The organism is Chitinophaga fulva, from assembly GCF_012927205.1.
Lineage (GTDB): Bacteria > Bacteroidota > Bacteroidia > Chitinophagales > Chitinophagaceae > Chitinophaga > Chitinophaga fulva.
On sequence record NZ_JABBGC010000003.1, the window covers coordinates 227,724 to 248,328 of the forward strand.

Here is a 20,605-nt window from a genome sequence, read left to right on the forward strand (position 1 = left end):
TTTTTTACGAAGATGATAAATGCGGGCGATTATAAATTGTACGATTTAGACAGTCGTGCTGCAAGTGCCGGCTGTATGACCTGTACAATGGTATACTGCTCCTTCAGGAAATGACGCGGGGGAGTGCCGGAAAGCTGTTTGAATTCGCGGATGAAATGGGACTGATCGTAGAAACCGCAGCCGTGCGCCACAGCGGTGAGGGATTCATAGCGACAGCTGTACATGGCCAGTATGGCCTTGTTGAACCGCCGTATCTTCAATAGTTCTGTAGGGGTAAGGCCGGCCACCTGGTTAAAGCGGCGTTCCATTGCTTTATACGAAACACCGAAAACCCGGCAGGCATCAGCCACGGAAACATCCTCCTGTTGCAGCATCCAGGCGGTGCATTGTTGCAGAAAATGATGGGGGATATTATCAAATTGTAAGCGGCTTAGCAGAAACTGATCGGTGAGCTGTACGCGTTGTTCGTCGGTAGCAGCTTCAAACAACTGCTCTTCCAGCAGCGAGTAGTCTTTTCCCAGTACATCGGGGAGGCTCCAGAAATCATTGGCCAGCAGGTGAGCGGGGATCCGGAACAACGGGTAAGTGCCTCCCAGCCGGAAGCGCACGGAAAACACATGCTGATGGGCTGTTTGAGAGATCCGCAGCGCGTGCTGGCGGATACCGATAATATGAGAGCCTTTTACCGGCTGACGGGAACCGTCTTTGATGCGGGCATAGTTATCACCGAAATTAAACATCAGCTCGATCGTGCCGTCAGGAATCAGCGATTCCTCGTCCCGGAAAGGGGGCCTGTCGGCATCAGCTTTCCAGTAACATTCAACATATGGCGCCAGTTGCGGATGAGGTGCAAACTCCCTGTAGATCATTCACCGGAGGTTTCTCCAAAAATAATCAAATACAGCACAAGTTGATCAACGCTTCTCCAGGATGCTTCTGAAAGTAGACATGGTTTCAAACATGTTATTGCGGACAATGGGGTCAGACACCCAGCGTGGTATCCGGGCGCTGCGGTTGGTAGTGATCGTGTAGGTGATCTGCATGGTGTTGTTCCCCAATTCCTCCATCAGCCACTTGCCCCGGGTGCCGGTGATGCGGGTCACATCACCGGAAATGGGAAACCGGTTGTTCAGCGTGCTTTCGAAGCTGATTTCCCCGGAGTGTTCGTTGCGCATGTTCAGCCGGAACAACAGGCAACAGTCCTGGTCACCGAAAGGCCAGGGTATGTTGTATTTCAGGTAGGTGATCCATTCCCGGCCTTCATCTACCGGCAGCACCTGATAGCTTTTAGCGCGGGCGTTCCACACCACGCCCTGTTGCTGGTCTGTCAGCAGCCGTGCCACAGCGGGAACATCAGACCTGACGGTAAATACCGCTTTGATTTCCCGTACACTTTCCTCATTACCAGCGGTAATCCATCTTTCGTACAGCGAGATGGATTTATCCCTTTTCACCAACCGGTACTCCCCTTCCGCCTGCTGGTGCGCATAACCGGCGGCCGACAGACACAACATCAGACAGAGCGTGAACATGGTCCGGAATACCCGGTCCCATATAGTAGAGCTGACACCAAACCCCAGATCGTCATTTTTATAGTGATGCAGGTGATGGTTGCGCCAGAGCGGCTTAAGCCATTTAAATGGCGGCGCCCAGGCATGGATGGCGTAGTGCATGCTTCCGTACAACAGGTACCCGGACACAAATCCCGGGAAGAAGACGAACGCATTATTTTTCATGAGGAGATAGAAAATACAGAATAAAACCGAAGAGATAATGACACTCGGTACCGGCGGCATAAACAGCCGCTGCCGGTCGCGCGGATATTCGTGATGGTTGCCATGCAACGTATATACCACCCGGCGGATAGCCGGCTGATCGCTCACCCAATGGAAAATAAACCGGTGCGCCACATATTCAAACAGTGTCCAGTAGAACATAGCGCCGAAGTAAGTCAATACAATACGGAGCAGTGAATATCCCAGTGTGGCATGGCTGTAGTAGAGCATATACCCAATAACGGGCAGGTACATACCAAAAATCACCACGGGGTGTGTTTTGGTAAGCATTTCCAGGTAACGGCTTTTAAAAAGCCGTGCCTGCCCTTTGTTATGCACTTTTTCAAATTTCATGATGTGTTGTTTATGGACGGTACAAAAATGCAATGTCCCGGCAGGCTGGCCGCCCATTTTTTGTCGAGTTGTCAGATAACTGGGTTGAACCGTCAATGTATAATTCCCGAATGCGTAAACTTTTTTCCCGATCGGATGGTGCAACTTCTTTTTGCTGATAGAATTTTGCGCCCGGGATTGTCATTTTGTCTCTTTAGATCAATATTATAACACAACAATGGTCAAAAAATTATCAGCATTAGTAGTAATGCTCTTCAGCATAATAGCCGGTGTAAGCGCCCAGAGCGGCACCGGAGGCATTAAAGGAAATATTGTCACCAATGAAGGAGAAGCAGCCGCTTTCGTGAGTGTACGCATAGAACAACACAGCAGAGGCACCGTTACCGATGGTAAAGGCGACTTCGCTTTCCGCCGCCTGGAGCCGGGGAAATATGTATTACAGGTGTCCCTGCTGGGGTACGAACCTATGGCTGAGACGGTAACGGTAACGGCTAACCAGACCGCCACCGTACATTTGAAGCTGCAGGTGTCTAAAACACAACTGTCGGAAGTGACCGTAGTAGGCGGACAGAACAAACTGGCCAACAAGGAAAGTGATTATATCGCACGCCTGCCCATCAAAAACCTGGAGAACCCACAAGTATACAATGTAGTGGGTAAAGAACTGATGAAAGAACAGGTGATCAGCAATTTTGACGACGCGCTGAGAAATGCGCCCGGCGTAACCCGGCTATGGTCTTCCACCGGCCGTGGCGGTGATGGCGCCGGCTACTTCACTATGCGTGGTTTTGCGGTACAGCCTACCATGGTCAACGGTATTGCGGGCATCTCCAACGGCAGCCCTGATCCGGCTGACATCGAACGGATTGAAACCATCAAAGGCCCGTCCGGCACACTGTTTGGCAGCAGCCTCATTTCTTTCGGCGGCCTGATCAACATCGTCACTAAAAAACCTTACGACATATTCGGTGGTGAAATTAGCTACACCGGCGGTACCTATGGCCTGAACCGCGTTACCGCCGATATCAATACGCCACTGAACAAAGATAAATCTGCTATCCTGCGCACAAATGCGGCCTACCATTCCGAAGGCAGCTACCAGGATGCCGGCTTCAAACGCTCCTGGTTCCTGGCTCCCAGCCTCTCCTACCGCGTGAATGACCGCCTGTCTTTCCTCGTGAACACTGAATTCTATAGCGGTGAGAGCACCAACCCGACGATGATATTCCTGAACCGCCGCCGTCAGCTGATTGCCAGAACACCGGACCAGCTGGGCATCGACTTCACCCGGTCTTTCACCAGCAATGATATCACCATGAAAACACCGTCCGTGAACCTTTTCGGTCAGGCTAACTATAAGCTGTCTGATAAGTGGACTTCACAGACTACCGTTTCCAGAAGCACCCGCCGCAGCAACGGCTACTACTCTTACGTGATGTTCCTCGATCAGGGCGACGCTTCTGTACAGAAGCCAAACGATACCTTGTTGAGCCGCTATGTAACGCATCAGAACTCTACCACCACCGCTACGGACGTTCAACAGAACTTCATCGGTGATTTCAAAATCGGGAGCCTGCGCAACCGGCTCGTAGCAGGACTGGACTTCCTGAGCCAGTATACTGAAAACGACAACTCACCTTACATCCTCTTTGACCTGGTAAATGCCGTAAATCCGAAAGACCCGCGCTACTCCCAGCTCAGCAAAGCCGCTGTAGACGCCCGCCTGGCACAGGTAAAAGACGGACAGGTGAGAAATGCCACCACTAACTATACTTACAGCGCTTACGTATCAGACGTGCTGAATATCACCGATCAGCTGATTGCCATGGCCAGCTTGCGTGTGGACCACTTCGTTACCAAACCGACCAAGAACTACGTGACCGGCGAGAAAAGCAATGATGATTTCAGCCAGACCTCTGTCTCCCCGAAATTTGGTTTGATATACCAGGTGGTAAAAGATAAAGTGAGCCTGTTTGCCAACTATATGAACGGTTTTAAGAACTCTGCTCCGGTGACACAGTCGCTGTCTGAATACAGCGGCGTACTGAAACCGCAACAGGCCAATCAGTTTGAAGGCGGGGTGAAACTGAATGTGCTTAACAACAAACTGAGCATGAGCGCCAGCTACTATAACATTCTTGTTACCAATATGACACGCAGCATTGACGTGGAAAAAGGTGGTAACCGCTACAACGTCACTATACAGGACGGATCTCAGCGCAGCAAGGGTGTGGAAGTAGACCTGATCGCCAATCCGTTGCCGGGATTAAACATTGTGGCCGGATATGGTTACAACGACAGCAAAATGGTGAAATCCGATTCCAGTGTACTGGACCGTCGCCCTACCAGTGCTGGTCCGGAGCATGTGGCCAACTGGTGGGTGAGCTATACCGCCACCAGCGGTAAACTGCACGGCCTTGGTCTCGGTTTCGGAGGCAACTACGGCAGCGAAAACATGATCACCAATTCCAAGGCGACCGGTGTATTCACACTGCCTTCTTATGTAGTGCTGAATGCAGGTGTATTCTACCAGGTAAATGCATACCGTATCGCTTTGAAACTGGACAACATCACTGACAAAGCATACTACAGCGGATGGACGACCGTGGAAAGAATGATGCCCCGCCGCTTCTCTGCCAGTGTGGCTTTTAAATTCTAAACCTTACAATCAATTTCAATAACAGGCCGGTGTGTTTCCACACCGGCTTTTTTTATGCTGTTCGTTTAGCCTTCGGGCCTATCTCCCCCAGATGCGTGTCTTTGAAGCCGGTCAGGTATTTCAGGCCATAACCAAAGACCCTGTCCATACAGGAGTGGGCAAACAGGATGATGCCGGTGAAGACAAGCCAGTCAAGCCTCAGCGTATAGCCGGCCAGGTATACCAGCAGGGCAATACCTTTATGGTGAAAGAAGTTGTACACCCAGGCGCCCACTTTGTTGCCCGCCAGATAACCGACCATACTGAGGTCCGGCAGCAGCAGACATGCGGGGAAGAGCCACCAGGCATAGGGAGACTGTACATTAAAAAGTACAACGGCGGCCAGGAACATGGCAATTTCTTCGAGATTCAACAATGTTTTCATATAAAATTTTCAGGCAGCAAAAGTAATTAATTAGTTTTGCTGACCTCGATTTATGAATACGATGTTTCAGTATTACGGCCTCTTTATTTTCCTGCTGGCAAGCTTTATGGTGGTCTGTATCCGGACCGGCAAACTGTCTGTTCCTGCGGCCATGGCGGCCGGTCTTACCGGGCTGCTGGTCTTTGCCGGCGCGGGATATCCAGGCATAGCCATGCTGGGCACTTTCTTTGTGTTGGGCACACTGGCCACCTCCCATAAAAAAAATGTCAAAGCGGCTATTACCGCAGAAGGCGCACATCCTGAAAAGCGGAAAGCCAGCCAGGTATTTGCCAACGGTGGTGCCGCCGCCCTGATGGCATTGATGATGGTGATAGATCCGCTGCATGGTGGGCTGTATGAACTGATGCTCGCAGGTAGCCTGGCCTCTGCCACCGCTGATACCCTGTCGTCTGAACTGGGCACCGTTTACGGCCGTCGCTTTTTTAATATTCTTACTTTCAGAAAAGAGCCGAAAGGGCTGGATGGCGTCGTGAGCCTGGAAGGCACGCTGCTGGGGGCTGCCGGCGCCGCGGTGATTGCCGTCGTATATGCGTTGGCGGAAGAGTTCGACCAACGTATGGCCTTTATCGTGATCGCCGGTATATTGGGAAACCTGATGGATTCTGTATTGGGCGCCGCGCTGGAGCGTAAACATTATATCGGCAACGATGCCGTGAACTTTGGCAACACCCTGTTTGCCGCACTGGTAGCCGGCGTATGCAGCTGGTTATGGTGGTAAAGAAAAAGCCCGCACAAAGGCGGGCTTGCATTTGTTTATAACGTTACGATCTTTCCGGTACGGACAGACTCATCGCACGCGAAGGCGATGCGCAGACTGTTCACCGCATCCTGTATATGGTCTGTCAGATCTGTATTTTCGCGGATAGCCTTCAGGAAATACCGCTGTTCGCGGTTGCACAGCTCCTGGTGGTCCGGTTCATCTTCCATGTTGATCCAGGTATCTTCTTTTGCAAACTCCCCTTTTTCATTGAGCGCAGCATGATGCAGCCGCAGGGATTCCGTTTTCGTATGTGCCTCGATGTTATCTGAGTTGCCTGTGCTGCCGGATTCTTTGGCAACGATAGACACACAGCCCTGCGGGCCGATCACATCTTTCACAAAGAAAGCCGTTTCACTGATCATCGGTCCCCATCCTGCTTCGTACCAGCCTACAGAGCCGTCTTCAAAGCGGATCTGCAACTGACCGTAGTTGTAGTTGTCGGCCGGGATATCGTTGGACAGCCGTGCGCCGATAGCGCTTACCTGTACCGGTTTAGAGCGGGTCATCTGGCACATCACATCGATGTAGTGTACGCCACAATCCACGATAGGGCTCAGGCTTTGCAGCAGGTTGCGGTGTACGCCCCATTTGCTGCCGGAGCTTTGTTGGTTGAGATTCATGCGCATCACCAGTGGTTTGCCCAGCTGGTGCGCTATTTCCACGAAACGTTCCCAGGAAGGGTGATGCCGCAGGATATATCCTACCACCAGTTTTTTGCCAGCCTTATGTGCAGCTGCCGCTACTCGTTCAGCGCCGGCCACTGAATCTGCCAGCGGTTTTTCTATGAATACATGACAACCGCTTTCCAGTGCTTTGATCGCATAGCTTTCGTGTGTATCAGGATAGGTGGAGATGCAGACAGCATCCGGCCGGGTGGCTGCCAGTGCCTCTTCGTAGTTGCTGTACAGCGTGTAACCGCCGCCCAGTTTATCATTCAATACCTGCTTGCTGGAGCCGGTAGATACAATACCACAGATGTCGAAGCCCTCCAGGGTATGGTAGGCCACCGCGTGTGACGTGCCCATATTGCCACAGCCCACTACGAGTACCCGTAAAGGTTGTACGTTTTCTGCCATGAGATAAATTTCCGGTTTAGTTTTTCATCAATCCCGGTAAGATACAGTGCAATGCAGTGATTTACAAGCAGAATTTTATGCAGCACAGAAATCTTACTTTTGCAGGAAATACAGAAGCATGGAAATTTTTCAGCAGGCATTGCGTTTAAAAGCCCGTCCCAGGGGGTTTCACCTGATCACGCACGAAGTGGTGCAGGCCTTTCCCCAGATAGGCACGTTGCAGTCTGGTATGTTGCAGGTATTTATCCAGCACACGTCTGCCGGGTTGACGATCAACGAAAATGCAGACCCTACTGTACGCGTGGATTTTGAAACGTATTTTAATAAAGCGGTTCCGGAGAATGATCCGGATTATGAGCATAATGATGAAGGACCGGACGATATGCCTGCGCATCTGAAATCATCCCTGCTGGGCTGTTCGGTAATGATCCCCATTCACCACGGCCGGCTGGCGCTGGGCACATGGCAGGGCATCTACCTGTGTGAACACAGGGATTATGGCGGGCCCCGCAACCTGGTGCTGACCGCATGGGGCAAGCCGATGTAGTGATCTGTTATTTACCCTGCGGGAAACGGTCTCCCACCAGGTTAAGCTCCAGGTGATGTTCGAGATAAGCTTTCAGTCCGGCCAACACCCAGCAGAAGCCGCCGTTTGAATCCAGCGCTTTCTGACATACCGTGGCGGCATCACCGGAAAAACCATCATTGACAATCTCAACAAAAGTGGCGTTGTCACCATGTGGGGTGAACGTCCACACCACGCGGGTGGCATTCTCACGGGTACCCGGGTCTCCTGCTTTCATATCGAAGCCGTCGAACCACCGGATCTCTATCCTGCTGTTGGGCACGATATCCACCGTTTGGACCGCCGAACTTACATGGTACATTTCCCAGGACCAGATAACTTCTTTTCCTTTCTCCAGTTTACCCGTGCTTTTGGTAAACCAAAACCGGGTGGTGACAGCCGGATCAATGAATGCGTTAAACACTTCCGCTGCCGGTTTTCTGATCAGCATGCCGGTCTGTGCGACTGCTGGTTGAGGTGTTGTTGCCATGATCGTGGTTTTTAATCAATAAAAAATACATAACCGAACGGTTACAAATATAAATAGAATACCGTTCGGTTACGCATTTTTTTGAGATTATTTAAAGTAGATGTCTACATAATCTACTACGTTATTGCCTTCACAGTTATCCATTTCCTGGAGCCTCCAGTATTTCCTGGCCCCTTTGGCCACAAAGTGGTAGGTACCGGTTTTTTCGCACACCTTGCCACCATTCACATTGCTGTACTGCGTGCGGATGGTACCGTTGAAAGTCAGTTCCTTGGGCGATTCTGCTTTAAGTGTACCATCAATGGTCACAAAGTCTCCGCTTTTTGCATCGCGTTGTTCGCCTTTTACCGTATAAGTGCCGTCTTTTTGTTTGTTGATCATCACTTTCCCGGGGCGGTCCCAGCTGATCCATTGAAGGGTGAGGTCATGCTTTCCTTCGCGGAGCGTATTGGCTGCGGGCTGTTGCGCATAGGAGGCATATCCTGTAAAAAGGGCGGCGGTCAACAGGCATGCGCCAAAAAATTTCTTCATGATACGTACGTTATTGGTTAAAAACAGTGTATCAAATATAAGTGCATTACCGTCTTCCGCCAAAATCCCCTATCGGCTTAATGACACCAGCAGGTTGGCCAGTTCCACCGGTTGCGTGATCATGGCATCATGCCCTGTTTTCATTTCGTAATATTTCCATTGGGAAGATTGCCGGGTCCTATCCGCAAACTGGCGCAGACTGGGCAGCTGTGGCTGTGTACAGGCGATATAAATCAGCGGCAGGTGATTTCCATACGGATGTTTCAGTACCAGCGGTTGCGCGAAGGTGTGGTAAGGCTGCAATGTTAACCGCTCATTCACCCACTGTTCATCTTTCGGATTGCTGACGCCAAAGAAACCAGCTGACAGCGTAGGCAAACTGCGCATCCCGTATGGCACGGCACCTTTTTTAAAATCTGCCTGGACCGCAGGCGGTTGCACCGACAACGCGCTTTGCCCGTTCTCCGCAAGCACCGCGTCCAGGTAAATCAGTTTGCTGATCCTCTCCGGAATACGGTCTGCCACCCCGGTGATCACCACACCCGCGTAACTGTGGCCTACCAGCACCACATCATGAAGGTCCTCCATATTGAGCAGGTTCACAATATCGGTGATGTGGGTATCGAGATTAATGCTGTCATGCGGCTGATTGTTATGCTCACCCAGACCGCTGAGCGTGGGCGTATATACGATATTACCATCTGCCCGCAGCTTTTCACTGACCCGTTGCCAGCACCAGCCGCCGTGCCAGGCGCCATGCACGAGTACATATACTTTGTGGGACTGTGCCATCAGGGATACCTGTACCAACAGGAATACAATAATTAATTTGACTAACTTTGATTGCATGAAAAATAATTTTCTGCAATTTTAGAAAGACCTATCATCATCATCAATAGCTCACCCGAGAGTGAGTAAGCAAAACGTGACGTATGGCATCGAAAGTAAAAGGCAGTTCCATGAATGCCCATAACCTGAAAGTACTGGCATCCTACTGCGATGTAAATGAAACCCTGCTGAACATCAGCCAACGCTGGAAAATACAGATACTCCACAGTATATTCACCGGCTTACAGCATTTCAGTCAATTGAAAAAGGCACATCCTTCCTTATCTGACCAGATACTGGGCAAAAGGCTCGGGGAACTGGTAGCGCAGGACCTTGTGAGCAAAACCTACATCATGACCACCACGCCCGTACAAACAGCATACAGCATTACCTGCAAAGGAAAAGGGTTACTCTCCATTATTTTCGAGTTGCAGGCCTGGAGTAAAAAAGACTGGGCCGCACAGCAGTTGCAATGTTCAACGCTTTAATGATCAACGCAGATACTGTAAGGCAAAATTCCCCAGGAAGAACTGCATCATCTCTATAGCCGGTTGATGTTCATCCGCACAATGAATACGGCAATAAATGATATCGGTGTCGTCATCATCCCTGCAAAACTGCAATGCAATCGTTTGTTCCCCTGGCAGGGAGTAGTCAAACCAGCGATCATTATCGAGGGAGGTATCGGTTAATCCATAGGATACGGCATCCACATCAGCATCATCAAAGGCATGGTGGCAGATATGGGATAGAGCTGACAGCAGCGCCGGTAAATGATCCTCTCGGATCCAATCAATAGCAATCATACAGCAACGGGTATATTTACTCCGTAAATATACAGCTACAACAGGTTATTATTTTGGGAGAAAAGAATGGGGCGATATCAATGGTTGCTCATGTGCTGCCTGGTGATGCCCAGTTTTTTCATTCTTGCTTCCAGTGTAGTTGGTTTTATCTGTAGAATGGCCGCAGCGCCGTTTTCTCCCCGGATACGTCCATTGCAATGTTTCAGTACACGAATAATCAGTTGTCTTTCTGCCTCTGCGAGACTGGTAATAGGCGGACTGGAATCGGTGTCCCTTGGATTTTCCGGCGGAGGCAGTTCCACATAGATCACCGGCGCGTTGCCGATGATCACTGCTCTTTCCACCAAGTGTTGCAGTTCCCGGATATTGCCGGGCCAATGGTAGTTCATCATGGCATCCATGGAGCGCTGACTGATAGTAGCCATGGGCTTTCGGAAATGCTGGGCAGCTTTTTCCATGAAATATTTCGCCAACAGGGGGATGTCTTCTTTCCGTTCCCGCAATGGTGGCAGGTGTATCGGAAATACATGAAGGCGGTAGTATAAGTCATAGCGAAAGCGGCCTGCCTGGCATTCCGCTTCCAATATACGGTTGGTGGCAGCAATGACCCGCACATCTGTTTTAACGGTCGTGCCGCCAATCCTTTCCACTTCTTTTTCCTGTAGTGCCCTTAGCAGTTTCGGTTGCTGTTCCAGTGGCAGCTCCCCTATTTCATCGAGGAAGATGGTACTTTGATGGGCCTGTTCAAATTTACCCATGCGGCGTTGCAGCGCGCCGGTGAAAGCGCCTTTCTCGTGGCCAAACAATTCTGATTCTATCAGCTGTAGCGGCAGCGCAGCGCAGTTTACCTTTACCATAGGACGCCCGCGGCGGGCCGACAATTCATGAATGGCATGTGCAATGACTTCTTTGCCGGTACCGGTTTCCCCGGTGAGCAATACCGTGGCATCGGTATCAGCCACCTGCTGCACCTGCTGTATCACAATCTGCAAAGCGGGGCCCCCTATCAATGGTCCGTACGACGTTGATAAATAAGTAGCATCCTTATCTGCCTGTTCACTTTTCATTCACTATCGGGTCAGTGAGTTGTCTATCGCGACAACCCTGGTTAACAATATCCAACATTTCGTATATCCATTTGGGTAACTCCAACATATTGGATGGGACCATTGTCCAACATCCTTTGTAATCAACTGGTTAACAATTATTTACTCACATGGCATAGTCATTGAATTCCGGATGGAAACTTTTTTAACCCGGAAAAAAAATTACAGAAGTTCTGTAAATACAAACTGAAGCCCAAACAATCACATATAAAACAAACAATAGCAGATTTCAGCGATAGTAACAGGTAAAGACTTTTTACATCAATAGCAGGCTGCATTATACAAAAAAGATACCAGTTGGTGTCTAACGGATATGCTATGCGCCTATGCCAAATTCCAGTACGGATTCCTGCCTTGTTACACCGAATACCCTGCCCATAAAACACCCATCGATCAACACATAACCATCAAATCTATATGTTTAAAAACCTCATTTGTTATGCCTTACTTTACAGTTGACATTACGGAACAGGAACACTGGGACCAGGTCATCCACGCAGCACACAGCTACGATTTCCACCACACCTGGTATTATCATCAGTTATCCGCGGGAGACAGCCATCCTTTTCTTTTTGTATTTGAGCAAGATGGACATTTCATTGCAGTGCCGCTACTGAAGCGGAACATAGAAGACACCAACTATTTTGACTGTACCTCTGTATATGGCTATGCAGGGCCTGTTTCCAATCTTGATTTTAGCGACATGCCCACAGCGCTGTTACAGCAGTTTTTGCGGACCTTTCTTCATTTTCTGAAAAAAGAAAAAATCGTGAGCGTGTTCACACGGCTGCATCCATTGATTCATCAGCACTTTCAGCCCGGGCAAGCCGGTGGGCTGTATGACAACGGGAAAACCGTGGACATAGACCTCACGCTGCCGATGGCGGAACAGCGGCAGCAGTACCGCAAAGCTTTTCGCTCCAAGATCAATCAGCTGCGGAATAAAGGTTACAAAGTACGGCAGGGCATACACGAAGAAGACATTGCATCATTTGCAGCCATCTATTTGCAGAATATGCAACGGTTGGGGGCCAATGCCAATTATCATTTCGATAAAAACTATTTCAAACAATTACTTCAGGCCACATCGTTTCAGAGCAACATACTGCTGGCCTCTTTTGAAGGACGGGACACCGCCGGCGTGCTCACCACCTGCTGCAACAATATTATGCAGTTGCACCTGGCAGCCACGCATGAAGATTTCATTCACGATTCGCCCATGCGCCTGCTGGTGGAGGAAGCCAGCATTTTCGGGCAATCCCGACGCATGCAACATTTACATCTCGGCGGGGGCGTAGGCGGGCAGCAGGACTCCCTGTTCAACTTTAAGGCCGGTTTCTCAGAACACTTCCTGGATTTCAAAACGTGGCGCCTGATAGCCGACACCGCCACGTATAAAGCCCTGACACTGAAAAAGGCGCCCACACTGCTTATGACAGACCTGCCTTTTCCTGTTTACCGCTTTCTCTAGTTATAGTTGATAAAAAATTTTACCATATCTTTTTTTTAAACCTTCATCACGTATGTATTCCAACATCACCATCGCGATAGACTTTGACGGAACCTGTACCTATCATCGTTTTCCGATGATAGGGGAAGAAATTCCACACTGTATCCATGTGTTGCAAAGATTACAGCAACAAGGAGTCAAACTTATTCTCAATACGATGCGGTCCGGCCGGCATCTGAAAGACGCCGTGAAATGGCTCAATGGCAGAGGCATTACCCTCTATGGTGAAAACAGGAATCCCCAACAGCGCCGATGGACCGGCAGTCCTAAAGTACAGGCAGATTATTACATCGATGATGCAGCCCTGGGTTGCCCCGTGGAAGACGATATTTTCGGAAGAGTATCTGTAAACTGGTATAAAATGGAAACCCTATTGGAAGCGCGACAGGTACTGCCTGCGCGCACCAGGGCCAAAGAAAAAGCCTGGCCGCTTCAGCCAGCAAAGTAAGCATAGCTGTTCCTAAATAAATAAGCCTGCGATCACGCAGGCTTATTTATTTTATAATGTCATATGTAATATCGGATATGGTTTGCCCATACCATCTTTTTCAGACCGGCCATTGACGGTAAAACCCATCCGCTCATAAAAACCTACGGCCTGGCCGTTCTGCTCATTCACGTCCACTTTGCGGATGTTCAGATCGGTAATGGCATAGTTGACGAGGTGCTTTCCCAGCCCCTTTCCTCTTACCGCATTATCCACAAATAACATCTCCAGGGAATCTGCATGCACACCCAGGAAAGCTACCGGTGTGTTCTCAGCATCCAGCAACAGGTAGGTGTCTACCTGGGGGAAAAAAGCCTCTGCCAATAGCCCCTTGATGTGATCAAAATCTTCCTGCGTTAAAAAATCATGAGTGGCCTTCACGGCAGACTCCCATATACGTACCATCTCCGGGTAATCTCCGGCTGTTGCTCTTCTTATCTTCATTTTCCAGTTCTTTTAAAATGGGTAACAAGTTCGCATATTCTGTGTTTTATACCAAATATCCAACGATCAGTGTCATAAATGCCAAATGACGTAGTGGTAATTTTGTACTTACAATTCAAACAAAATGGAAACAAGTGTAATATTTTTTGGCATCATGGCAGCCCTGGGCTATGTTATTTTACAATCCCTGTTCATACTGGGCGTACGGATAGCCGCCAAAGGGGCCGTGGAAAAACTTCCCAATGGACGAGACAAGGACAGCGAAATGATCCTGTTCCCCCTCTTCAAATACCTCACCCGCACAGACCGAACGAAAATCTATTACAGTAACGAACAATTCGCGCTGTTGATACAAAAACTACGGGTACTGATGCCGGAATCACCACTACTGACGGAAGAAAACAGCATCCTGCTTCCTTTGGGTGATGCATCCAGGGTCCCTGTATTAAAGGAACTTAACAACATCTTACCAAAGATCGATGGAAAAATACAGGTGGAAGTAAATGATAACGGCGTCCGCTTTTTTAAGATAGACGAGGTGTTCAAGGTCAATAAATACCTGCGCAAACCGGTCATCCAGTGCCCTATCTGTATGGCATCGTACTGGAGCGTGTTCAGCTACTGGATTCCCATTATTTATTTCTACGGGTTTAGCTTCTGGGTGGTATATGCCGGCGTAATCAATATCGGCGCGGTGGCCAGCATGAACTGGCTGTTGTGGATGCGAGGCTCCGCCTACGAATCACAAATCATGAAAGGGTAGTTTAGTTTCTTCTAACGCGCCAGCAGGCTATTCCGGATCTGGTATTGCCGGCATAATTCATCCATTTTCTGCGTGAAAGCCTGTCGGTAGTACGACGGCATTTGGGAACCGTCCGCAAAAAAACGGTGATACTTTTCCAGTAAATGGGGATAGTGTTTTGCGACAGCGTTCAACACCAATGTTTTGCTGTCAGATGGCCCTGACCCAAATAATGTCAGCGTTGCCGGGAAGATATAGGCTGCACCGGCGGTCTTAAATGCCTGGAACATCTCTTCCAGGTGTGCTGCGGTATCAGTAATGAAAGGGAGCAGTGGCATCAGGCTAACGCCGCTGTGAAGGCCCTTTTCGATGGCCATCCTTAAAGTGTCCAGGCGCTGTGACGGCGCCGGGGCACCGGGTTCAAAAATATGCGCAATAACATCATGGATGGTCGAAAAGGAAAATGTAACGAAAGCGCGATGGGATAGTTTATCCTGAAGATCATCCGGGAGTATGGCTGCGTTGTTGATGTCGAGTAACAGCTCAAAGTCGCGGCTGACCAGCGTTGACTTGGTGATGATATGTACCGGGAACCGATAATGCAGGATTACTTCGAGGAGACGCCGGGTGAGCTGTTCCGTTTTTTCGATTTGCAGGTATGGATCTGTGGCAGAAGAAAGGACAATAATACCGTATTGTTTTTTCCGTGCCCTGGCTGAAAGCTGCCGCTCCAGCAACTCAACGGCATTACTTTTAACACTTAGCTTTTCTTCCATGTTGATCCCGTATTTGCTTCCCCTGATATAACAGTATTGGCAGTTAAAGGAGCAGCCGCTGTAAGGATTGACCGTATAGTCGTCCAGGAACCAGGGATCACGGTTCTTAGTCTTGTTGAGTATAGATTTAACGGCAACGGTACGTATCATTTTTTCTGGCTGTAGTGAAGACCTATATTGATTTTTGTCCGAAACCATTGTCGGGTTTCGACAGATGCGAGCTGCTGATGATAACGGGCTACCAACTGTGGGTGAAACCTGGCGACTGTTTTGGCGCCCCATCCGATTCCCTTTTTAGTATGAAAATCCGTGGTGTCCGACAATGATAACAATATCCTGAATACCGGTTCAACAAATGACAGGTCTAATCCTTTTTTAACAGCGTAATGGGTAGCCACCCCTACTGTCCGGACGATCCATTTATCTTCGTGCCTGGATAATTGCGCTAATAATGGAATAGTCTTTTCCGGCATCGTCAGCAAGGCGTACCCTAATACCCGCTCCCCGATAATATCACACACATACCATTGATCACCGAACTGTATATAGTCACAGGCTTTGCTAACGGAGGCTTCAAAATTCCGGTCTAAACGAAACTGCAGAACCATCCCGGCCAGTACCTGGCTCCCGATTTCCCGCAGGTTAATGATCCGGTCTGTGATGTCAATATGCTCCGCCTCGGGAATTGCTGCAGCTATTTCTTTGGCAGCATATTCCAACAACGGGAAGCGCACTTTTTTCTTCAGCAAAGTATCATGCAGCGAGATGATGAAGGCCTCCTGACCCTTTTGCTGCCAGGTGCTCACCGCCTCTGCCACCAGGAGTTTTATGGTTGCCTTACTACTGATACTTTCCATACATCGTTATTGTTACAGGGATAAAGGTATGAAATCTATGAGAGCCATATAAAGGGAAGGCCGCTTCAAAATAGAAGCGGCCTTGTTTTTATTGGGTTAAATGGAGATCAGGTTACTGTGCCCGCAGGCTATTCACCGGGTTGGCCAATGCTGCGCGGATAGCCTGAAAACTGATGGTCAACAGCGCAATGCTAACGGCCATAAAACCAGCTACGGCAAATACTTCCCAGCCAATACCGATCCGGTAGGCGAAGTCCTGCAACCAGCGGTGCATGGCCCACCAGCCCAGCGGGAAGGCAAACAGGATGGCGATCATCACCAGTTTCAGAAAATCTTTGGACAGCAGGTGGACGATGTTGGTCATGGTAGCGCCCAGCACTTTACGGATACCGATTTCGCGAGTCCGCTGTTCAGCTGCGTAAGCTGCCAGTCCAAACAATCCAAGGCTGGCGATGAAAATGGCCAGTACCGCAAATGACAGGGATATCTTGCCCATCCTGCTTTCTGACTGGTACAGGCTATTAAAATCATCATCCATAAACGAGTAGCTGAAAGGTTGGTTAGGTACCATTGTTCTCCATTTCTCCTCCACCTTCGCTACCAGTGCCGGTATATCATTGCTGCGTATACGAAAAGCCATACTTCCCCTGTCTTCGTGAAGGAACAATGCCAGTGGCGTTACCTGTTCACGTAAGGAGTTAAAATTAAAATCCTTTACCACCCCGATGATCGTATAGCCGTTCCCGGTTTTGCTGTCCATATCCCGCCATTCATATATTTTCTGGTTGATAGGATCTTTCAGCCCGATCAGCCGTGCGGCTGCTTCGTTGATCACCACCGCCTGTGAGTCGGTCGCAAATGCAGCGGAGAAGTTCCTGCCTGTTTTCATATGCATGCCCATGGCCGGAATATACTGATCATCCACCGACCACATTTGCATGGTGACCGCATTTTTAGGATCGGGCACCGGATTCAGGAACATAGGCCCGTCGTTACGGCTGCTGCCGGTAGGCAGAAACGATGTCATGGTAGCAGCCTTCATGCCATTCAGTCCCATGAGCTCCTGCCGGAAGGCCCGTGCCTGACTGCCCAATACATTGGTATTCTGTAGCACCAGCACCTGGTCGCGGTCGAAGCCCAGCTGCTTGTTGCGGATAAAACGGAGCTGATTGTAAATCACCAGGGTACCCACCATCAAAAAAATGGAAATACTGAACTGGAACACTACCAGACCGTTGCGCAACATACTGTTCCGGAAGCCCGAAGCGATCGTGCCTTTCAGCACGAGTACCGGCCGGAAGGCCGACAGGAAAAAGGCAGGATAACTACCGGCCAACAGTCCTACCGTCATTACAAGGGCCAGTAATATCAATCCCAGCCATGGCCTGCTGAATAAACCGATGGTAATATGTTTAGCCGCCACTTCGTTAAAGAGCGGTAACAGCAGCCAGGCAATACCGAGTGCCAGTAACATGGCCACGGCACTTACCAGCAGCGATTCGGTCAGGAACTGTGCCACCAGTTGTGAACGCTGTGACCCCATTACCTTGCGAATGCCCACTTCCCGCGCCCTGTTGGCAGAACGGGCGGTGGACAGGTTCATAAAATTCACACAGGCTATCAGCAAAATAAACAGCGCAATGGCCGAGAAGATGTATACGTATTGAATGGCGCTGGTGGGGCTCAGTTCATAGGACTTGTTGCTGTACAGGTGAATGTCTGTCAGTGGCATCAGGGAATAATGGATATAGTCTCCGTTGCGTGCCAGTTCTTCCTGGGAAGTGTTCATCATAGACACCAGTTGCGGCGCGATGTACTTCGCCGTGGCAGGCCCCAGTTTCGCTTCCACTTTCTTCGGATCAACGCCCTTACGCAGCACCACAAAGGTGTTGAAGTTGTTCGCCAGCCACTTGTCGTTTCTGCTTTCCGGGGCGTCTGAGAGTGACACAAAGAAATCGAAGTCCAGCAGCGTCTGACCCGGGAAGGGCTTCAACACGCCGGTTACTTTATAAGGCACGCTGTCATTGATCATCATCACCTGACCCACCGCGTCAGCCGTGTTAAAATATTTGACAGCAGTTTTCTCCGTGATCACCACGGTACCTGGTTCCTTTAATGCCGTAGCCTGATCGCCGGCCAGCAGCGGGAGTGAAAAAACCCGGAACAGGGTGGAGTCAGCGTAAATCACTTTGTCTTCTTTGATATTCTGACTCCCCTTGCGCACCAGCCAGCCCTCATATTTGCGGAAGCGGACAGCTTCTTCTATTTCCGGCAGATCGGCTTTCATGGCCGGGCCCATTGGCGCCGGCGCCGTAGCGACAGCATAGCGGGTGCCTCCGAATTTGATGTCAGCATCTACTTCGTATGTTCTCTCCGCAGTGGCGTGAAAACGGTCATAGCTCAGCTCATCCAGTACATAAAGAATAATCAGCAAACTGGTAGCCAGGCCTATGGCCAGGCCCAGCACATTGATCGCCGAAAAAGCCTTGTTCTTCCAAAGGTTACGTATGGCTATGCTGAAATAGTTTTTTAACATGGCAGGGAATTTATACCTAAAAAAGATACTCACCCACCAAAAAAGAAACCATCATACCAGTAACTAAATATCAAAATATTATAAATTATAAAATTTAATACAGTGTTCAAATCCGAACAATCACTGTTCGCTTATGACAGCAGATCAGCCAGGGGCAGTTGTGCAGATGTTTTTACATTACCTCTCCAGGCTACGAAGCCGTCGGGCCGTACGAGCAAAGCATCGCCGGGCACAGCGCCGGTAGCTTCCTCCCATTGCGCCGCCGTGTTGCCGTCCAACGGGAACACCCGTACGAAAACACTGTGCCCGTTCAGTACTTCCTGCCAGGGGGCGGTATCACCATGGACAAAGAGCGTGAAGCGTCCTTTCAGGATATCGAGGGTGGACTGCTTACGTTCCTCATCCAGCCACAGGTGAGGCACTCGTGTGCCGGGAAGGCCATACAGCACTTTATCTGCCGGCAGTGGCGGGCATTCAGAAGAGACTGTCACGGGATATTGATAATCCGGAATACCGATCAGCGTGCGTATGTTTTGTGTCAGTTCCATCTCGGGTTGTTTTGTGTCTTCCCCTTCCTTTGGCGGCGCTACCACCATACGCTGCATGATCTCTTTTTCTTTCAGGATGCCGCGTTCATCTGCCAGTCTGGCTGAAGACAGGGCATTGAACAGGCCTATCGGTTGCCGCTCCGTGGTATAGGAGTCCAGCAGCGAAGGGGCGGCGTGACCTTTTAACACCGCGGCCATTTTCCAGGCCAGGTTCTGCGCGTCCTGGATGCCGGTATTGGCGCCTTTGCCGCCATAGGGCGTCATCACATGCGCGGCATCACCAGCGAGGAAGATACGGCCGCATTGCATGGTGTCTGTCACCCGGACAGTCATCTCCCAGGGCAGCACGCTCAGGATGCGGATAGGCAGTTCCGGCATACCCAGTGCAGTATGCAGCAGGTTAACCAGTCTTTCTTCCGTATAGTCCTCCACCCGCTCACCATTTTCGGGGTAGTACCGCAGCTGGTACACCCAGCGGTCGCTGTTATTAATAGACGTTACAAAACCGATGATGCCCGGCGTATCGATAATACAAATGCTGAACTCCCGGTTAAGCACCAGTTCAGCCATATCGGCTTCAAAATAGATATTGAGGAAATCGGCCAGCACGCCCGGACCGGTAACCGGCAGCTGCAATTGTTGTCTGACAGGGCTGCCGGCGCCGTCAGCTGCAATGAGATAATCTGCCGTCACGATAGTCGTCTCGCCCGTTTCCCGGTCGCGCAGCACCGCTTTCACGCCGTTGTCATCCTGCGAAAAAGATATCATCTCGGTATAAAACAACAGGTTTGCACCCCGTTCTTCCGCAGCAGCGCGCAGTACCGGTTCTGCGAGGTCCTGTGTACAGCGTGCACCGGATTCGGGCGTCAGCGCCGCCAGGCTTTCCAGTCCCTTTAGTTGACTGGGATAAGTGATACGTCCCCCGTCCCGTGGTTTCAGGTCTTTCAGCGCGGCTGTCAGCGTATCCGCACGTAACACGCCCCAGGCCGGCCCCAGTGCTTTGCCCGCTTCCCGTACTGCCTCGCCTATACCCAGCTCCCGGAACAGCTCCATGGTACGGATATCAAAACCTCTCGCCCTCGGATGAATAGAGGTACCACGGTGCCGCTCTACCAGCAGCGGCCGGATACCCTGTTGTAAAAGAAATAATGCGGCCGAAAGACCGGTAATACCACCTCCGGCAATCAATACCGGCACTTGCAGCTGATGTTGTGTTGTCATGAAAAAATGTTTCCACAAAATTGCTGGTTAAGCCGGGGGGCAGGGTGCAC

The 20,605-nt window shown here is 50.1% G+C and carries 21 protein-coding genes; 7 read left to right on the forward strand and 14 right to left on the reverse strand.

Features of this window, described 5'->3' with window-relative positions; genetic code table 11:
- Positions 1-29: 29 nt before the first annotated feature.
- Positions 30-869: a helix-turn-helix domain-containing protein gene (locus HHL17_RS24165; protein ID WP_169227423.1), complete on the reverse strand. Its 840-nt coding sequence runs from the start codon at positions 867-869 to the stop codon at positions 30-32.
- 45 nt (positions 870-914) lie between these two features.
- On the reverse strand, positions 915-2,129 hold the full coding sequence (locus HHL17_RS24170; RefSeq protein ID WP_169227424.1) for a sterol desaturase family protein: 1,215 nt from the start codon (positions 2,127-2,129) through the stop codon (positions 915-917).
- Positions 2,130-2,346: 217 nt separating this feature from the next.
- Here HHL17_RS24170 and HHL17_RS24175 point away from each other — a divergent pair, with 217 nt between their 5' ends.
- Entirely contained in the window at positions 2,347-4,788 is a 2,442-nt protein-coding gene (locus tag HHL17_RS24175; protein ID WP_169227425.1) for a TonB-dependent receptor, read from the forward strand.
- A gap of 52 nt (positions 4,789-4,840) precedes the next feature.
- On the opposite strand, the gene HHL17_RS24180 is transcribed toward HHL17_RS24175, so the two are convergent.
- Positions 4,841-5,212, reverse strand: a complete 372-nt coding sequence (locus HHL17_RS24180) for a DUF4260 domain-containing protein (RefSeq protein WP_169227426.1) — start codon at positions 5,210-5,212, stop codon at positions 4,841-4,843.
- Positions 5,213-5,264: 52 nt separating this feature from the next.
- Between HHL17_RS24180 and HHL17_RS24185 the strand changes: the two genes are divergently transcribed.
- On the forward strand, positions 5,265-5,990 hold the full coding sequence (locus HHL17_RS24185; protein ID WP_240975959.1) for a DUF92 domain-containing protein: 726 nt from the start codon (positions 5,265-5,267) through the stop codon (positions 5,988-5,990).
- A gap of 35 nt (positions 5,991-6,025) precedes the next feature.
- Here the strand turns inward: HHL17_RS24185 and HHL17_RS24190 are convergent, their stop codons facing one another.
- Complete coding sequence (locus HHL17_RS24190; protein WP_169227427.1) at positions 6,026-7,108, reverse strand: Gfo/Idh/MocA family protein; 1,083 nt, start codon at positions 7,106-7,108, stop codon at positions 6,026-6,028.
- A 118-nt stretch (positions 7,109-7,226) separates the two neighbouring features.
- On the opposite strand from HHL17_RS24190, the gene HHL17_RS24195 reads away from it, so the two are divergent.
- Entirely contained in the window at positions 7,227-7,655 is a 429-nt protein-coding gene (locus tag HHL17_RS24195) for a secondary thiamine-phosphate synthase enzyme YjbQ (protein ID WP_169227428.1), read from the forward strand.
- 7 nt (positions 7,656-7,662) lie between these two features.
- Here HHL17_RS24195 and HHL17_RS24200 read toward each other — a convergent pair whose 3' ends face one another.
- From HHL17_RS24200 to HHL17_RS24210, 3 genes are all read right to left on the reverse strand, one after another.
- Positions 7,663-8,163 (reverse strand): SRPBCC family protein, encoded by a 501-nt coding sequence (locus HHL17_RS24200; protein ID WP_169227429.1) that lies wholly within the window; start codon positions 8,161-8,163, stop codon positions 7,663-7,665.
- 87 nt (positions 8,164-8,250) lie between these two features.
- Positions 8,251-8,694, reverse strand: a complete 444-nt coding sequence (locus tag HHL17_RS24205) for a hypothetical protein (protein WP_169227430.1) — start codon at positions 8,692-8,694, stop codon at positions 8,251-8,253.
- A gap of 69 nt (positions 8,695-8,763) precedes the next feature.
- Positions 8,764-9,543 (reverse strand): alpha/beta hydrolase, encoded by a 780-nt coding sequence (locus tag HHL17_RS24210; RefSeq protein ID WP_169227431.1) that lies wholly within the window; start codon positions 9,541-9,543, stop codon positions 8,764-8,766.
- Between the two features lie 83 nt (positions 9,544-9,626).
- Here HHL17_RS24210 and HHL17_RS24215 point away from each other — a divergent pair, with 83 nt between their 5' ends.
- Positions 9,627-10,010: a winged helix-turn-helix transcriptional regulator gene (locus HHL17_RS24215; RefSeq protein ID WP_169227432.1), complete on the forward strand. Its 384-nt coding sequence runs from the start codon at positions 9,627-9,629 to the stop codon at positions 10,008-10,010.
- Between the two features lie 3 nt (positions 10,011-10,013).
- Here HHL17_RS24215 and HHL17_RS24220 read toward each other — a convergent pair whose 3' ends face one another.
- Both HHL17_RS24220 and HHL17_RS24225 read right to left on the reverse strand, forming a co-directional pair.
- Positions 10,014-10,328, reverse strand: a complete 315-nt coding sequence (locus tag HHL17_RS24220) for a hypothetical protein (protein ID WP_169227433.1) — start codon at positions 10,326-10,328, stop codon at positions 10,014-10,016.
- Positions 10,329-10,405: 77 nt separating this feature from the next.
- Complete coding sequence (locus tag HHL17_RS24225) at positions 10,406-11,395, reverse strand: sigma-54 interaction domain-containing protein (RefSeq protein ID WP_169227434.1); 990 nt, start codon at positions 11,393-11,395, stop codon at positions 10,406-10,408.
- A 478-nt stretch (positions 11,396-11,873) separates the two neighbouring features.
- Between HHL17_RS24225 and HHL17_RS24230 the strand changes: the two genes are divergently transcribed.
- Together HHL17_RS24230 and HHL17_RS24235 are read left to right on the forward strand one after the other, a co-directional pair.
- Positions 11,874-12,905: a GNAT family N-acetyltransferase gene (locus HHL17_RS24230; protein ID WP_169227435.1), complete on the forward strand. Its 1,032-nt coding sequence runs from the start codon at positions 11,874-11,876 to the stop codon at positions 12,903-12,905.
- Between the two features lie 52 nt (positions 12,906-12,957).
- Positions 12,958-13,392: an HAD family hydrolase gene (locus HHL17_RS24235; RefSeq protein ID WP_206156163.1), complete on the forward strand. Its 435-nt coding sequence runs from the start codon at positions 12,958-12,960 to the stop codon at positions 13,390-13,392.
- A 51-nt stretch (positions 13,393-13,443) separates the two neighbouring features.
- On the opposite strand, the gene HHL17_RS24240 is transcribed toward HHL17_RS24235, so the two are convergent.
- Positions 13,444-13,875: an acetyltransferase gene (locus tag HHL17_RS24240; RefSeq protein WP_169227436.1), complete on the reverse strand. Its 432-nt coding sequence runs from the start codon at positions 13,873-13,875 to the stop codon at positions 13,444-13,446.
- Positions 13,876-13,999: 124 nt separating this feature from the next.
- Between HHL17_RS24240 and HHL17_RS24245 the strand changes: the two genes are divergently transcribed.
- Complete coding sequence (locus HHL17_RS24245; RefSeq protein ID WP_169227437.1) at positions 14,000-14,638, forward strand: transposase; 639 nt, start codon at positions 14,000-14,002, stop codon at positions 14,636-14,638.
- A gap of 11 nt (positions 14,639-14,649) precedes the next feature.
- On the opposite strand, the gene HHL17_RS24250 is transcribed toward HHL17_RS24245, so the two are convergent.
- The 4 genes from HHL17_RS24250 to HHL17_RS24265 form a co-directional block, all read right to left on the reverse strand.
- Complete coding sequence (locus HHL17_RS24250) at positions 14,650-15,543, reverse strand: SPL family radical SAM protein (protein WP_169227438.1); 894 nt, start codon at positions 15,541-15,543, stop codon at positions 14,650-14,652.
- Positions 15,540-16,250, reverse strand: coding sequence for a DNA alkylation repair protein (locus HHL17_RS24255; RefSeq protein ID WP_169227439.1), 711 nt, complete (start codon positions 16,248-16,250; stop codon positions 15,540-15,542). The genes HHL17_RS24250 and HHL17_RS24255 overlap by 4 nt, the downstream gene beginning before the upstream one ends.
- A 112-nt stretch (positions 16,251-16,362) precedes the next feature.
- Positions 16,363-18,786 (reverse strand): ABC transporter permease, encoded by a 2,424-nt coding sequence (locus tag HHL17_RS24260; protein ID WP_169227440.1) that lies wholly within the window; start codon positions 18,784-18,786, stop codon positions 16,363-16,365.
- A gap of 131 nt (positions 18,787-18,917) precedes the next feature.
- Positions 18,918-20,555, reverse strand: coding sequence for an FAD-dependent oxidoreductase (locus tag HHL17_RS24265; protein ID WP_169227441.1), 1,638 nt, complete (start codon positions 20,553-20,555; stop codon positions 18,918-18,920).
- Positions 20,556-20,605 lie beyond the last annotated feature (50 nt).

What these genes read in the sequence shown, in the direction of transcription:
- HHL17_RS24165 (WP_169227423.1), bottom strand. Translation starts at nt 869, where the DNA reads ATGATCTACAGGGAGTTTGCACCTCATCCGCAACTGGCGCCATATGTT.
- HHL17_RS24170 (WP_169227424.1), bottom strand. Translation starts at nt 2,129, where the DNA reads ATGAAATTTGAAAAAGTGCATAACAAAGGGCAGGCACGGCTTTTTAAA.
- HHL17_RS24175 (WP_169227425.1), top strand. Translation starts at nt 2,347, where the DNA reads ATGGTCAAAAAATTATCAGCATTAGTAGTAATGCTCTTCAGCATAATA.
- HHL17_RS24180 (WP_169227426.1), bottom strand. Translation starts at nt 5,212, where the DNA reads ATGAAAACATTGTTGAATCTCGAAGAAATTGCCATGTTCCTGGCCGCC.
- HHL17_RS24185 (WP_240975959.1), top strand. Translation starts at nt 5,265, where the DNA reads ATGAATACGATGTTTCAGTATTACGGCCTCTTTATTTTCCTGCTGGCA.
- HHL17_RS24190 (WP_169227427.1), bottom strand. Translation starts at nt 7,108, where the DNA reads ATGGCAGAAAACGTACAACCTTTACGGGTACTCGTAGTGGGCTGTGGC.
- HHL17_RS24195 (WP_169227428.1), top strand. Translation starts at nt 7,227, where the DNA reads ATGGAAATTTTTCAGCAGGCATTGCGTTTAAAAGCCCGTCCCAGGGGG.
- HHL17_RS24200 (WP_169227429.1), bottom strand. Translation starts at nt 8,163, where the DNA reads ATGGCAACAACACCTCAACCAGCAGTCGCACAGACCGGCATGCTGATC.
- HHL17_RS24205 (WP_169227430.1), bottom strand. Translation starts at nt 8,694, where the DNA reads ATGAAGAAATTTTTTGGCGCATGCCTGTTGACCGCCGCCCTTTTTACA.
- HHL17_RS24210 (WP_169227431.1), bottom strand. Translation starts at nt 9,543, where the DNA reads ATGCAATCAAAGTTAGTCAAATTAATTATTGTATTCCTGTTGGTACAG.
- HHL17_RS24215 (WP_169227432.1), top strand. Translation starts at nt 9,627, where the DNA reads ATGGCATCGAAAGTAAAAGGCAGTTCCATGAATGCCCATAACCTGAAA.
- HHL17_RS24220 (WP_169227433.1), bottom strand. Translation starts at nt 10,328, where the DNA reads ATGATTGCTATTGATTGGATCCGAGAGGATCATTTACCGGCGCTGCTG.
- HHL17_RS24225 (WP_169227434.1), bottom strand. Translation starts at nt 11,395, where the DNA reads ATGAAAAGTGAACAGGCAGATAAGGATGCTACTTATTTATCAACGTCG.
- HHL17_RS24230 (WP_169227435.1), top strand. Translation starts at nt 11,874, where the DNA reads ATGCCTTACTTTACAGTTGACATTACGGAACAGGAACACTGGGACCAG.
- HHL17_RS24235 (WP_206156163.1), top strand. Translation starts at nt 12,958, where the DNA reads ATGTATTCCAACATCACCATCGCGATAGACTTTGACGGAACCTGTACC.
- HHL17_RS24240 (WP_169227436.1), bottom strand. Translation starts at nt 13,875, where the DNA reads ATGAAGATAAGAAGAGCAACAGCCGGAGATTACCCGGAGATGGTACGT.
- HHL17_RS24245 (WP_169227437.1), top strand. Translation starts at nt 14,000, where the DNA reads ATGGAAACAAGTGTAATATTTTTTGGCATCATGGCAGCCCTGGGCTAT.
- HHL17_RS24250 (WP_169227438.1), bottom strand. Translation starts at nt 15,543, where the DNA reads ATGATACGTACCGTTGCCGTTAAATCTATACTCAACAAGACTAAGAAC.
- HHL17_RS24255 (WP_169227439.1), bottom strand. Translation starts at nt 16,250, where the DNA reads ATGGAAAGTATCAGTAGTAAGGCAACCATAAAACTCCTGGTGGCAGAG.
- HHL17_RS24260 (WP_169227440.1), bottom strand. Translation starts at nt 18,786, where the DNA reads ATGTTAAAAAACTATTTCAGCATAGCCATACGTAACCTTTGGAAGAAC.
- HHL17_RS24265 (WP_169227441.1), bottom strand. Translation starts at nt 20,555, where the DNA reads ATGACAACACAACATCAGCTGCAAGTGCCGGTATTGATTGCCGGAGGT.